This window comes from Microbacterium deminutum, from assembly GCF_039530205.1.
Classification (GTDB): Bacteria; Actinomycetota; Actinomycetes; order Actinomycetales; family Microbacteriaceae; genus Microbacterium; species Microbacterium deminutum.
Genome location: NZ_BAAAOG010000001.1, coordinates 391744 through 405059, shown reverse-complemented (window position 1 = coordinate 405059; position 13316 = coordinate 391744). Strand labels below are relative to the sequence as shown.

Sequence of the window (13316 nt, the reverse complement as noted above, 5' to 3'; positions counted from 1 at the left end):
TCCGACAGGCCTCGGCGGGTGACAAACCGACCATCCGGTATGCTGAGCCGACCGCGACGATGCAGCGCAACCGGGGAGGCGGGCCGACGATGACCGAGGTTCCCGGCCTGGACATCGAGGGGCTCACGGACTGGCTCGCCGACACGCATCCCGACCTCGCCCACGCTTCGCTGACCGCGAGCGTCATCGCCGGAGGACGCAGCAACCTGACCTACGCGGTCGAAGGCGCCCGGGTTCCGCTGATCCTCCGCCGTCCGCCGCTCGGACACGTGCTCTCGAGCGCGCACGACATGCGACGCGAGCATCGGGTGATCTCGGCACTCGCCGGCAGCGCCGTGCCGGTGCCGAACGTCGTCGATGTGGTCGACGACACCGCCGGGCAGCGGATCACCGGCACGGTGTTCTTCGTCATGGAGCGTGCGCCGGGCGAGGTCCTGGCGCATCCCGCACAGAACGCCGGCTACAGCCGCGCGGGACTGCGGCACCTCGGCTTCGAGCTGGTTGAGCACCTGGCCGACCTGCACGCGGTCGACCCTCGAGCCGTCGGACTCGAGGACTTCGGACGCCCTGACGGCTACCTCGTCCGCCAGCTCTCCACCTGGAGGCGCCAGCTGGACGCCTCGCGCTCCCGTGACACTCCCGCGCTCGACGAGCTGCAGTCCTCGCTCGAGCACGATGTGCCGGTCTCGGCGCGCGCGGGGATCGTGCACGGCGACTTCCGCCTCGACAACGCCCTCGTGGTGGGCAGCCGAGAGGATCCCCGCGTCTCCGCGATCCTGGACTGGGAGATGGCGACGCTCGGCGATCCGCTCGTCGACCTCGGCATCTTTGCGCTCTACTGGGACATCGCGGCGCTTCCCGGCGGGCCCGACGTCGTCGCGAGCGCGGTCGATCCGGCGGCCGGCTACCCCTCGTTCGACGAGCTGGTCGGCGTCTACGCCGATCGCGCGGGAATCGGCATCCCGGACCTCAGCTGGTTCCGCGCGTTCGCGGCCTACAAGCTGGCGGTGATCCTCGAAGGGATCAACTTCCGCTACCGCGCCGGCGAGACCGTCGGCGAGGGCTTCGATCGAATGGGCGCGCTCGTCGAGCCGCTCGCCCGCAGAGGACTGGAGGCGCGTTGATGGACTTCGCACTCGATGAGCGTGCACGCGAATTCCGCGAGCGAGCCCGCGTATTTCTCGAGGAGCATGTGATGCCCGCCGAGCCCGTGCTCGACGAGCAGCTCGCCGCGTCACCTCACGAGTGGGGCGTGCGCCCGATCGTGCGCGAGCTGCAGGCCGAGGCCCGCGCACAGGGGCTGTGGAACCTTTTCCTTCCCGGCGAGAACGGCGCGGGGCTGACGAATCTTCAGTACGCGCCCGTCGCCGAGGTCACCGGGTGGAGTCCCCGGCTCGCGCCGGCGGCCTTCAACTGCGCCGCGCCCGACACCGGGAACATGGAGGTGCTGAACGACTTCGGCACGCCTGAACAGAAGGATCGCTGGCTCGATCCGCTGCTGCGTGCCGAGATCCGCTCATCGTTCTGCATGACCGAGCCCGACACGGCGTCCTCAGATGCGACCAACATCGCCACGCGCATCCGCCGCGATGGCGACGACTGCATCGTGACGGGGCGCAAGTGGTGGTCGACCGGTGCGATGAACCCGGATGCCGCGATCTTCATCGTGATGGGCAAGACCGACCCCGAGGCCGAGCGGCATCGTCAGCAGTCGATGATCCTCGTGCCGCGCGACTCCCCGGGGGTTCGGATCGTGCGTCCCCTGAGCGTGTTCGGGTACGACGATCGCGACCACGGCGGGCATGCCGAGATCGCTTTCGACGAGGTGCGCGTGCCCGCGATCAACCTCATCGGCGACGAGGGTTCGGGATTCGCGATCGCGCAGGCGCGCCTCGGCCCCGGGCGCATCCACCACTGCATGCGTGCGCTCGGCATGGGCGAGCGCACGCTCGCGCTTGTCCGCGAACGCGCGAACGAGCGCCACACGTTCGGCCGGACGCTCGCCGAGCAGGGCGTCGTGCGGGAATGGGCGGCGGAGTCCCGCATCCAGCTCGAGGCGTTGCGCCTCCTCGTCCTGAAGACGGCGTGGCTCATGGACACCGTGGGCAACCGCCGGGCGATGACCGAGATCCAGGCGATCAAGATCGCGGTGCCCCGCGCCGTGCAGACGATCGTGGACCGGGCGATCCAGGTGTTCGGCGCGGCCGGGGTCTCCGCCGACACGCCACTGGCCGAGCTGTACGCCGGCATCCGCTCGCTGCGCATTGCGGACGGCCCCGACGAGGTGCACCTGAGCAGCCTCGGCCGCGCCGAGCTGCGCGTGTGAGCCACCCGCAGTCCCGGCTATCGGTGCGGGATGCCGGCGATCATGCCGCCGTCCACCACGAACTCGGCGCCGGTCGTGAATGCCGAGGCGTCGGAGGCCAGGAAGACGATCGTGCCGGCGACGTCCGACGGATCGCCCGCCCGCCCGAGCGGGATGTCCAGGTGCGCGGGGTCGATGCGCGACGTCATCGACGTGCGGATGAAGCCGGGATGCACCGAGTTCACGCGGATGCCGGACGGCCCGAGCTCGACGGCGAGGGACTGCGAAAGGCCGCGAACCCCGAACTTCGAGGCAGTGTAGCCGTGCAGACCGGGGCTGCCGCGCATCCCCTCGACCGAGGAGATGTTGATGATCGAGCCACGTCCCCGCGCCTTCATCTGCGGCACGACCGCGCGGCAGCCGAGGAACACGCCGGTCAGATTCACCGCGATCACGGCGTTCCACTTGTCGAGGGTGAAGTGCTCGATGGGCGCCGCGTTGGCGATCCCGGCATTGTTCACCAGCACATCGATCGCGCCGAACGCGTCGACGGCGGCGCGGATGGCGGCATCCCACTGATCCGCGTCGGTCACGTCGAGGTGGACGAACCTCGCCGGATCGCCGAGCTCGGCGGCGAGCGCCGCACCATCGTCGTCGAGGATGTCCGCCACCACCACCCGGCCGCCGGCGGCGTGCAGTGCCCGCACGTAGGCTTCGCCGATGCCTCGCGCCCCGCCCGTCACGAGGGCGACCCTTCCCCCGAGGTCGATCACGGCATCACCTCGATCACGACCCGGCCGACAGTGTCACCCGCCGCCAGGGCCGTGAACGCGGCGGGCGCGTCGGCGAACGGCACGACGCGATCCACGACGGGCCGGATGACGCCCTTGTCGGCGAGCCTGCTCAGTTCCTCGCGTGCGACCTCGACGAGGTCGGGCCGCATGCTCGGGTAGAGGCCCCAGTGGAGTCCGAGCACGGAGTAGTTCTTGACGAGCACGTGCCCGGCGGCGAGGCTCTGGATCGTGCCGCCGGCGAAGCCGACCACGACGATCCGGCCCTCGAACGCGATGCACCGGGTCGACGCATCGAAGGCCTCGCCGCCGACCGGGTCGAACACGACGTCGGCTCCCTGCCCGTCCGTCGCGGACTTGACGGCGCCCACGACGTCGTCGACGCCTCGGACGATCACCACCTCTGCGCCGGCATCCATCGCGGTCCGGGCCTTCGCCGCGGAACCCACGACCCCGATCACCCGCGCACCCGCCGCTGCACCGAGCTGCACGGCCGCGAGTCCGACCCCGCCGGCTGCCGCGTGCACGAGCAGCCACTCCCCCCGCTGCAGCGCTGCACGCCGGTGGAGTCCGAACCACGCGGTCTGGTACGCCACGGTCAGACCGGATGCCTCGGCGTCGCTGAGCGAATCAGGCGCCGCCCAGACATCCGATGCCGGCAGCGCCGCGTACTCCGCCAGCACGCCGATCTTCGAGCCGACGACCCGGTCGCCCACCGAGACTCCCGTCACCCCGGAACCGATCGCTGCGACGCGACCGACGCACTCGACTCCCGGCACGAAGGGAAGCTCCGGCCGCACCTGGTACTGTCCGCGGGCGAGCAGCACATCCGGGAAGTTCACCGCGACCGCGACGACCCGCACCAGCACCTCACCCGGACCGGGTTCGGGCACCGGGACCGCGTCGAGCGAGAGCACCTGCGCGGGCTCCCCGAGGCCGGTGACACGCCAGGCGCGCATCGACGGCGGGAGGGCGGCGGCTTCGAGCTCAGGCATCCGTCCTCCTGATCCCGGTCAGGAACAGATCGGTGATCTGCTCGGCGACCAGGGTCTTGTCCTCGGGCCCCGCCGGGTCGTACCAGTGGGAAAGATAGTGGATGTCGCTGAAGAAGTTGGCGATCAGCACGGCGCGCGGGACGTCGGCGCGATAGAGTCCCTCGGCCTGCCCGCGCTGGATCAGCCTCGCGAACTCGTCGTGGTACTCGCGACGACGTCTCACCACCTCCTGCTGCCGGGGCTCGGTCAGCATGTGCTGGCTGCGGAAGAACACCGTGCCCTCGGCGAGGAACTCGATGGACGTCTCGACGACGTCGACGCACGCTGTGCGAAGGACGTCCTCGACCGGGCCGCCGCGCGCGATGATCTCGTCGAGATGCGACTTCTGCAGTGACAGCATCCGCTCGTAGATCGCGAAGAGCAGGTCGTCCTTGGATTCGAAGTAGTGGTACATCGCGCCCTTGGTGACGCCGGCGGCCTCCACGATCTGCTGCACGGAGGTGTTCGCGTAGCCCTGCTCGGCGAACAGCCGCACCGCGGCATGGGTGACGTCGTCCGCGACGTTCGTGGCTTTCACGCCGCTCCTCACGCGATCGAGCGCATGCTCGCTCCGCCGTCGATAACGATGGTCTGCCCGGTGATCCACGCGGCATCGTCGGAGAGCAGGAACGCGACCGGCCCGGCGACATCCACGGGCTCTCCCAGCCGCGCGAGGGGATAGCCGGCCGAAACCTCGGCCTCGCGACCCTCGTAGAGGGCGCGCGCGAACGCGGTTTTGATCACGGCGGGGGCGACGGCATTGACCCGGATGCCGGGCGCGAGCTCGTGCGCGAGCTGGATCGTGAGGTTCATGATCGCCGCCTTCGAGACGCCGTAGAACGCGATGCCCGGCGCCGCGCTCAGCGCGCTGATCGACGACAGGTTCACGACCGAGCGCGTGAGGCCGGCGGCGACGGCGTCGCGCGTCCACTCCAGCGTCCCGAGCACGTTGACGGCCAGGATCTTGTGTGCCATCCCGGGGGCGATCTCGAGCACCGGGCCGTAGGCCGGGTTGATGCCGGCGTTGTTGACGAGATGGTCGAGGCGGCCGTGACGCTCGGCCACATGCGCGAAGGCCTCGGCGCGATGATCGGGATCGTCGGCCTTGCCCGCCATCGCCGATGCCCGCGGACCCAGCTCGGCGAGAGCCGCATCGAGGGATTCCTGCTTGCGCCCGGTGATGACGACGGACGCGCCCTCGTCGACCAGTCGCCGGGCGATGGCGAACCCGATCCCGCGACTGCCGCCGGTGATCAGGGCGACCCTGTCTTCGAATCGCTGCACCTGCACTCCTTCGTGTGGGCGGGGAAGGGCCGGTCGATGTCCGAGCGGCCCTTATGCGCTGATCGGCCAGCATACCGGCCAGTCGGTTTGGCCAGGCTATCACGAGAGAGGGCGTCCACTCCGTGAGACTGGGTACCACGATTGGAGACACTCAGTCTCGCCGCTGTACACTGTTCCGGCACGAGCACCGATCCGAGAGAAGCAGCATGAGCTACACCCCCGTCCCCGGTCAGCGCGTCGAAGGCTACGACCTCACCCGCCGACTCGACCCCGACTTCTATGCGGTGTTCCGCGACGTCCCGGATGCCGATCGCGGCGCCTGGGAGAGGGCCAAGACGTTCGCCGATGAGGTGATCCCGGTCATCGACGAGTACTGGGATCGGGGCGAGTACAACCTGGACTTCGCGCGCCGCATGGGCGAGCTCGATCTGTTCACGGACGGCATCGAGCACGACGGGATCACGCACCTCTCGCCGCTGGCGGCGGGACTGGTGAACATGGAGATCTCGCGCGGCGACGGCTCGATGGGCACGATCCTCGCCGTCCAAGGCGGCCTCGCGCTGCGCACCCTCGCGCTGTTCGGCAGCGACGAGCAGAAGGCGCAGTACCTCGCGCCGGTGGCTCGCGGCGAGGTTCTCGCGTCCTTCGCGCTCACCGAACCCGACCACGGGTCAGACTCGGTCTCCCTTGAGACCGAGGCCGTGAGGGACGGCGACGAGTGGGTTCTCAACGGAGCCAAGAAGTGGATCGGGAACGGCGCTTCCGGCGGCATCACGTTCGTCTGGGCGCGCGTGCCCGGGGGCGACGGTAGCGGCACCGTCCGCTGCTTCCTGGTCCCGCAGGACACTCCCGGGTATGACGGACGCCCGATCCTCGGCAAGGCGTCGCTGCGCGCCATCCATCAGGCTCACATCACGCTCACCGACGTGCGCCTCCCTGCCGATGCCGTGCTACCCGGGTCGCACAGCTTCAAGGACGCCTCGACGGTGCTGTATGCGACCCGGTCGGGGGTCGCCTGGTCGGCCCTCGGCCATGCCACGGCCTGCTACGAGTCGGCGCTGACGTACGCGAAGGAGCGTGTCCAGTTCGGCAAGCCGCTCATCGGCTTCCAGATGGTGCAGGAGCGTCTCACCCAGATGCTGGACGAGCTCACCGGCATGCAGCTGTTCTGCCGCCGCCTCGCCGACCTCGAACAGGCCGGGCAACTGCTGCCGACGCAGGCGTCGCTCGCGAAATACCACAACACGCGGGCGGCGCGCCGGATCGCCTCGGTCGCGCGCGACATGCTCGGGGGCAACGGCATCCTGCTCGAGCATCGCGTGATGCGACACATGGCCGACATCGAGTCGATCCACACGTACGAGGGCACCGAGAGCGTCCAGGCGCTGCTCATCGGCCGTGACATCACGGGAGTCGGCGCCTTCGCCTGAGGCGCCCGGGCGCGACGGACAACTGGCTCCTGCGGGTGCGCGCCGACGGCACGGACTGGTGGATCTCGTTCAGCGACTACTCCGGCGACCAGCAGAACTTCGATGACATCGAGGCCACGGTCAGTGGCGCCAGATTGGGCGGATGACCGCCGCGCGCCGACCTGTCCTCGGTTCCCGTGGACGAGGTCGGCGGGTGGCGCCAGGATGTACGCATGCCCTATGAGATCCCGGCGCCCATGCTCGCGAAGTCCGTGCCCGCCGTCCCCGACCCGGCCAAGACACCGGGCGGGCTCAGCTTCGAGCCGAAATGGGACGGCTTCCGCGCGCTGGTGTCATGGGACGGCACGGATGTCGAGATCGGCAGCCGTGGCGCGAAGCCGCTCACCCGCTACTTCCCCGAACTCGTCGCGGCGTTCGCCCGGCTGCTGCCCGAGCCCTGCCTCATCGACGGGGAGATCGTGGTCCCGAAGGGTGAGCCCGGCAGACAGCGACTCGACTGGGAGTCGCTGACCCAGCGCATCCATCCGGCTGCGTCTCGCGTCAACATGCTCGCAGAGACCACCCCGGCGATGTTCATCGCGTTCGACCTGCTCGCCCGAGGCGAGCGCGATCTGCAGCCGGAGCCCTTCGAAGTGCGCCGCGCCGAGCTCGTCGACCTCCTGAGCGGGCTCCCCGATCCCGTCCACGTCACACGGACCACGGAGGATCCTGAGCTCGCGGCCCGGTGGCTGGCCGAATTCGAGGGTGCCGGGCTCGACGGCGTCGTCGCGAAGCCTCTGGCACAGCACTACGCCCCGAACAAGCGCACCATGTTCAAGATCAAGCACGCGCGCACTGCGGATGTGGTGGCGCTCGGCTATCGCATCCACAAGTCGGGGCAGGGAGTCGGTGCGCTGCTCGTCGGGCTGTACACCGACGAGGGCCGGCTGCACAACGTCGGCGCCGTCTCGGCGTTCAGCGATGCACGGCGCCTAGAGCTGATCGAAGAGTTCGCGCCACTCGTCGAGCGGAACGAGGACGGCCAGGCCAGAACCGGCGAGGGCGAGAAGTCGAGGTTCTCGGCGGCCGACCGCGATACGTCGTTCGTCCGGCTGCGCCCCGAGCGTGTCCTGGAGGTGCGGTACGACCAGCTCGAGGGATGGCGGTTCCGCCACACCGTGCAGTTCGAGCGCTGGCGTCCCGACCGCGACCCCGAGTCCTGCACGTTCGAGCAGCTCGAGACCGTGTCGGCCTACGATCTCGGCGGCGTGCTGGACTGATATCGCGTCAGGCTGCTGCCCTGGCCACCCTCGACCTGGACGGTTAGCCTCGGACGTGCAGCAGGACTTCGTCGATTCGAGCGCGTGATGGACGGGATGTCGGATCTTCGCCCCGCCGTGAGGGCCCTGCAGGGTCTGACCGCGGTGGGCCGTCGCGTCGCGGCGGCAGCGGCCGCTTTTGTGACGTCGGCGTCGCTGATCCTCGTCCCCGCCTGTTCGCCGTCGGATCACGACTCCGCGTCGGCGGCGAAACTGAGCTCCGACGTCCAGTCGTTCCTGCAGCGCTTCGATGAGTACGACAAGGTGCGTGCGGTGCTCGTCGATCAGGGCGGCGAGACGGTCCTCGCGCTCTGGCGCGGACAGCACGCGCACGACTACGTCAACGTCGGATCGGCGACCGGGAGTGTGGTCTCCATCCTGATCGGCATCGCGATCGATCAAGGGCGCATATCCGGTCTCGACGCGACGCTCGGAGAGCTGCTCCCGGCATACCGCGGCGCGATGACGCGCGAGGTCGCCGCGATCACGCTCCGCGCCATCCTCTCGAACACCGCCGGCTTCGCGCCGGGAGGATCCACTCCCTACAACGACCAGCTGAACCTCACCGCGAGCACGGACTGGGTTGGCACGATCATCGCCGACCGCGTGGCGCGCGGCCCTGGCGACGGATCGTTCGCCTACTCCAATGCCGGGGCCCACCTGCTCGCGGCCATCCTGGATGAGGCCACCGAGGGCTCGGTGCTCGACGATGCGCGGAAGCAGCTCTTCGATCGGATCGGCATCCGATCGGAGCCGGCGTGGGTCCACCCGGTGCGAAGCGTCGAGGTGCGGAACACCGTACTCGCCGAAGGCTACTTCGCCGCGGGATTCGCCTGGCCGACGGACCCTCGGGGCACTCAGGTGGGCGCCGGGCTCCTGAAGCTGCGGCCGGAGGACCTGCTCGCCCTCGGACGGCTGTACGTCGACGGCGGAGTCTGGGACGGCCGCCGCGTGGTCTCACGGGAGTGGGTGGAAGCGTCCACGAGGAGCCATGCGGAGACGGGTCGGCGCCCGAGCGGCTACGGGTACGGATGGTGGGTGGATCGCACCGACCATGGGCCGGTGTTCCTTGCGCTCGGATACGGCGGACTCATGCTCGCGGCAGTGCCCGAGCGCGACCTGGTGGTCGTCGTGGTCTCGGACTACAACGGTCGCGACCCAGCCGACTTCGCCGAGCAGTTCCACACCGACGAAGCGTTCAACATGATCGAGTACCTCATCCTTCCGCAGGTCGGCTGACCCGCGTCACGTCCAGTTCTCGGGGTTGATGCGACTGGGCTGGACGCGCGGCGGCTCGCCAGGCATCTTCGGGAAGTCCGGCGGGAAGGGCAGTTCGCCGAGGCCCTCCGCCAGGTCGCGCTCCCACCATTCCAGGAGCGTGTCGATGCGGCCCGGCTTGCTGAGCAGGTCGGCCCACGGATCGCCGACGTTGCTCAGCCGCTGCGGCATCGACCGCACCGTGAACGCAGCGGGATCGGCATCCGGCAATTCGTCCCACGTCAGCGGCGTCGACACCGTCGCGCCCGGCAAGGCACGCGGACTGTAGGCGCCGGCCATCGTCCGGTCGCGGTTCGCCTGGTTGAAGTCGATGAAGATGCGCTCGCCGCGCTCCTCCTTCCACCAGTTCATCGTGACCTTGTCGGGCAGCCGTCGCTCGAGTTCGCGGCCCGCGGCGATCACGGCGTGACGCACGTCGAGGAACTCATGCGACGGCTCGATCGGGCAGAAGACGTGGAGACCGCGGTTGCCGCTCGTCTTGATGAACGCCGTCAGGCCCGCCTCGGCGAGGACGTCGCGCAGCGCGGGCGCGACGTCCGCGGCATCGGCGAAGTCCGTCCCCGGCTGCGGATCGAGGTCGATGCGCAGCTCGACGGGGTTGTCGGTGTCCGCGGTCAGCGACGCCCACGGGTGGAAGACGATCGTGTTCATCTGCACCGCCCACACCGCCGTGGCGATCTCGGTGAGGATGAGCTGTGGATGCCGCCGCCCGCTGTTGTAGGTGACGGTCTGCGCCTCGACGAAGGACGGCGCCCCCTTCGGCGGGTTCTTGGAGTAGAACCGCTCACCGTCGACGCCCTCGGGGAACCGCTCGAGCGAGACCGGCCGGTCGCCGTTCGCGTTGAGGAACGGTCCCGTGACCGCCAGCAGGTACTCTGCGAGCTCGTGCTTGGTGATGCCGAGGTCGGGCCACAGCACGCGGTTGGGGCTCGAGAGCCCGACCTCGCGATCTCCGTCAGGTCCGGCCACGGTCAGGGTGATGCGCTCCGACGCCATGGTCCGACCCTACGGGTGGGGTGCGACGTGCGCGACACAACGGCCAGCAATCTCGCGCGCGTGCCTTGATCCGCTCTGACCGGGTTCGAGACGCACTTCTGGCGCTGTTTCGTCGATCCTGTCCGTGACAGCGCGCGCCGGCCTCGGAAGCCGACCTCATTTCACCACCGGGAACCGAAGGTGCGTGACCCGACTCGACCGGATGATGAGCGTCGGGTCGCCGAGCTTGACGTCCGCGGGTGCGATGTCCGCGAAGTACGGATGCCCCTTGCCCAGAACGACCGGCACGAGATCGATCGCGACCTCGTCGAGGAGGCCGGCGGCGAGCGCCTGACCGGCGATCGTGCCCGCGGCGACCCCCACCGACTTGTCCCCGGCGATCTCTTTGGCGCGCGCGATGGCCGCCTCGATGCCGTCCGTGACGAAGTGGCCGTTGCCCGTCGAGCCCCACTTCCAATCGGTGGGCGGCTCGTGGGTGACGACGACGAACGGCACGCCGATCGGATGCTCGCCCTTCCACCCATCGGTGATGTCGAAGAGCAGGCGGCCGACGACCAGGCAGCCGATCTCGCCGACCCACCCGGTCCAGTAGTCGGCACTCTCGCTGGTCAGGTGGAACGGCGGCAGATCGCCATGATTGACGATCTCGACGTCTCCTGCCTCGTACCAGTCGAAGAGGGGGCCGGGGTCGTTGTCCGGGTATGCGACGAAGCCGTCGAGCGAGGTCGATGCGGACGAGACGACCTTGCCCATGTCAGCCCTGCGCCGCCAGCAGCTCGTCGAGCTTCTCGTAGCCTTCGTTCATCCCGTATTCCATGCCCTCGGCCATCATGCCCTCGAGCACCTCGATCGATGGGAAGACACTGTGGTCGACCAGACGCGAGCGCCCGTCGGGCAGCGTCTCGAAGCGCATCGCGTCGATGCTGACCTCGTCGGGCGTGCCCTCGTACTCGAACGTCTGTATCAGCAGCTCGTTCTCTCGGACGGTGTGGAAGATGCCGCGGAACGCGTATGTGTTGCCATCGGCATCCGTCTGCTCGTACCGGTAGCCGCCGCCCGTCCGGAAGTCCCAGTGCGTGATCGTGGTCTGGAGCGAGCGGGGCCCGATCCAGACCTTGAAGAGCTCGGGGTCCGCGTGAGCGCGGAACACCGCCTCGACGGGTGCTTCGAACTCGCGGGTGATGTCGGCGTAGGACTGGCCTGGCGTCGCCTCGATGACGACGGGGTTTGCGGTGCTCATGGTGCTTCTCCTTCTTCCTGGTTGAGCCCCGGGGCCGGGGCGGTGGGTGTGCGAGGGACGGCGCGGCCGCCGGCATTGCGGCGCGGCGCAGGTGATGTGGGTGGGCGGTGGTCGCCGGAGCTCGATCCGGATGCCGCGAGCACGGCGTCCAGACGCCGGTAGGCGGCTTCAGCCTCGAGCCGGTAGCGATCGATCCACGACGTCAGTCGCTCGAGCGCCGCGGCGTCGAGGTGCACCGGCTTGCGCTGCGCCTCACGCGTGCGCCACACCAGTCCGGCGTCCTCGAGCACGCTGATGTGCTTCGACACCGCCTGAAGCGAGATGGCGAACGGCTCGGCGAGCTCGCCGAGCGTGGCGGAGCCCCTGCTCAGACGTGCGACGATCGCCCGCCGGATCGGGTCGGCCAAGGCAGCGAAGGCTCGGTCGAGCGCGGCATCCGACTTGTTCATCAACTCACTCATTTATCAACTAGTACGTTGATAACACGATATGACGATGGGGCACAGGAGTCAAGGCCCGTTTCAGTTCGCGAGTGCGAGGAGTGGAGCGAGGTCGCTGCGGGAGAGGCGGATCCACGGTCCCTGCGGATTGATGACGACCCCGGTCAGCCCTTCATCGCTGCGCAGGGCACCGGCGAGCTGCGCGCCGCTCAGCGGCGCAGCCTGGTCCGAGCGCCCCATCGCCGCGACCTCGATCGGGTGCGAATACACCTCGAGGAACCGTGATCCATCCTCCGATCGGCCCTCGGCGATCCCCGGCAGTTCCCCTGGGACGCCGCCCACGGCGACCCACAGCGGAACCCGCGCGAGCGCTTCCGCCACTGCAGCAGCCGTCTGGGGTGTGCGCTCCTCGGCGAGCAGGGTCTTCAGCGTCAGCGATTCGTCGATCTCTGCGATGAGCCGCTCGAGCAGTTCGCGCGAGAGCACCGCGCGGGCCGGTGCGGACGACTGGTCGAGCACGAGGCCCTGATACGGTCCCGCGAGCAGGTGCCGGATGACGGCGAGCACCGGCTGTCCCATCGCGGACGTCTCGGTGTCGCCATCCGCGCGAACACTCGCCTGCAGCGCGGATCCGCTGCTGTAGGCGAGGATGAACGTCTGGTCGCCGATCCCGGCCACGGCCAGCGGCAGCTCCTCGCCTGCTGCGAGCAACGCCCTCGCGTCCCCCTTCACGCGGAGGAACAGGTGCCCCTGCAGCAGCTGACGTGTCACATTCAGCAGCTGCTGCGACGTGGGCGGCTCCGAGAGCGCGGCGAGCGCATCGCGGACGAGCACGTTGTCCCGCAGGCCCGGGATCGTCTCGGTCTCTGCAGGCGCCTCGGCCGGAACGGGCGGGTGCACCCCGGGCGCGGCAGAGCCCAGTCCGCGGAACGACGACACCGAGATGTCGACGGATGCCGCAGCCTCCGGCGTCGCGGCGGCCTCCGGGGTCCGCTCCGCATCGCCCGGGGCTGGATCTACCTCGGGCGCCGGCGCATCGGTCGCGCCGACCTCGACGACATCCGTTGCAGGGGGCACGACCTCGTCAGCCTCGGGCGCCGGGGGCGCGACCTCGTCGGCCTCAGGCGCCGGCTGAGAGGCGGACGGGTCGGGTGCGCCCTTCGGGCGGCGAGAGAAGAGGGCCATCGTCCGAGCCTAACCTGGGGTCCCGTGGCGCGCCC

14 protein-coding genes are annotated in these 13316 nt (G+C 69.5%); 5 read left to right on the top strand and 9 right to left on the bottom strand.

What is annotated here, in order from left to right:
* The first annotated feature begins 89 nt into the window (after positions 1-89).
* Together ABD212_RS01810 and ABD212_RS01805 are read left to right on the top strand one after the other, a co-directional pair.
* Entirely contained in the window at positions 90-1124 is a 1035-nt protein-coding gene (locus tag ABD212_RS01810) for a phosphotransferase family protein (RefSeq protein WP_344090579.1), read from the top strand.
* Positions 1124-2326, top strand: coding sequence for an acyl-CoA dehydrogenase family protein (locus ABD212_RS01805; protein WP_344090577.1), 1203 nt, complete (start codon positions 1124-1126; stop codon positions 2324-2326). The genes ABD212_RS01810 and ABD212_RS01805 overlap by 1 nt, the downstream gene beginning before the upstream one ends.
* 17 nt (positions 2327-2343) lie before the next feature.
* Here the strand turns inward: ABD212_RS01805 and ABD212_RS01800 are convergent, their stop codons facing one another.
* Genes ABD212_RS01800 through ABD212_RS01785 form a run of 4 tightly spaced genes read right to left on the bottom strand, consistent with a single transcriptional unit; the run spans position 2344 to position 5414 of the window.
* A complete protein-coding gene (locus ABD212_RS01800) occupies positions 2344-3078 on the bottom strand; it encodes a glucose 1-dehydrogenase (protein WP_344090575.1) in 735 nt (244 codons plus the stop codon).
* A complete protein-coding gene (locus ABD212_RS01795) occupies positions 3075-4091 on the bottom strand; it encodes an NADPH:quinone oxidoreductase family protein (RefSeq protein WP_344090573.1) in 1017 nt (338 codons plus the stop codon). The genes ABD212_RS01800 and ABD212_RS01795 overlap by 4 nt, the downstream gene beginning before the upstream one ends.
* Entirely contained in the window at positions 4084-4668 is a 585-nt protein-coding gene (locus ABD212_RS01790) for a TetR/AcrR family transcriptional regulator (RefSeq protein ID WP_344090570.1), read from the bottom strand. The genes ABD212_RS01795 and ABD212_RS01790 overlap by 8 nt, the downstream gene beginning before the upstream one ends.
* 8 nt (positions 4669-4676) lie before the next feature.
* Positions 4677-5414 carry an SDR family oxidoreductase gene (locus ABD212_RS01785; protein ID WP_425561222.1) on the bottom strand — a complete coding sequence of 246 codons (738 nt, stop codon included), beginning with the start codon at positions 5412-5414 and terminating at the stop codon, positions 4677-4679.
* Positions 5415-5620: 206 nt separating this feature from the next.
* Here ABD212_RS01785 and ABD212_RS01780 point away from each other — a divergent pair, with 206 nt between their 5' ends.
* From ABD212_RS01780 to ABD212_RS01770, 3 genes are all read left to right on the top strand, one after another.
* Positions 5621-6844 (top strand): acyl-CoA dehydrogenase family protein, encoded by a 1224-nt coding sequence (locus tag ABD212_RS01780; protein ID WP_344090565.1) that lies wholly within the window; start codon positions 5621-5623, stop codon positions 6842-6844.
* Positions 6845-7056: 212 nt separating this feature from the next.
* Positions 7057-8103, top strand: a complete 1047-nt coding sequence (locus tag ABD212_RS01775; RefSeq protein WP_344090562.1) for an ATP-dependent DNA ligase — start codon at positions 7057-7059, stop codon at positions 8101-8103.
* Between the two features lie 96 nt (positions 8104-8199).
* Positions 8200-9381: a serine hydrolase domain-containing protein gene (locus tag ABD212_RS01770; protein WP_344090560.1), complete on the top strand. Its 1182-nt coding sequence runs from the start codon at positions 8200-8202 to the stop codon at positions 9379-9381.
* Between the two features lie 6 nt (positions 9382-9387).
* Here ABD212_RS01770 and ligD read toward each other — a convergent pair whose 3' ends face one another.
* From ligD to ABD212_RS01745, 5 genes are all read right to left on the bottom strand, one after another.
* Positions 9388-10416 (bottom strand): non-homologous end-joining DNA ligase, encoded by a 1029-nt coding sequence (gene ligD, locus ABD212_RS01765; protein WP_344090558.1) that lies wholly within the window; start codon positions 10414-10416, stop codon positions 9388-9390.
* 156 nt (positions 10417-10572) lie between these two features.
* Positions 10573-11169 carry a dihydrofolate reductase family protein gene (locus tag ABD212_RS01760; RefSeq protein ID WP_344090556.1) on the bottom strand — a complete coding sequence of 199 codons (597 nt, stop codon included), beginning with the start codon at positions 11167-11169 and terminating at the stop codon, positions 10573-10575.
* Between the two features lies 1 nt (position 11170).
* Entirely contained in the window at positions 11171-11656 is a 486-nt protein-coding gene (locus tag ABD212_RS01755; protein WP_344090554.1) for an SRPBCC family protein, read from the bottom strand.
* Positions 11653-12105, bottom strand: coding sequence for an ArsR/SmtB family transcription factor (locus tag ABD212_RS01750; protein WP_344092375.1), 453 nt, complete (start codon positions 12103-12105; stop codon positions 11653-11655). Before ABD212_RS01750 ends, ABD212_RS01755 begins: the two co-directional genes overlap by 4 nt.
* A gap of 72 nt (positions 12106-12177) precedes the next feature.
* The gene (locus ABD212_RS01745; protein ID WP_344090551.1) at positions 12178-13281 is read right to left on the bottom strand and encodes an SseB family protein; all 1104 of its coding nucleotides are present in this window, start codon (positions 13279-13281) and stop codon (positions 12178-12180) included.
* Positions 13282-13316: the final 35 nt, after the last annotated feature.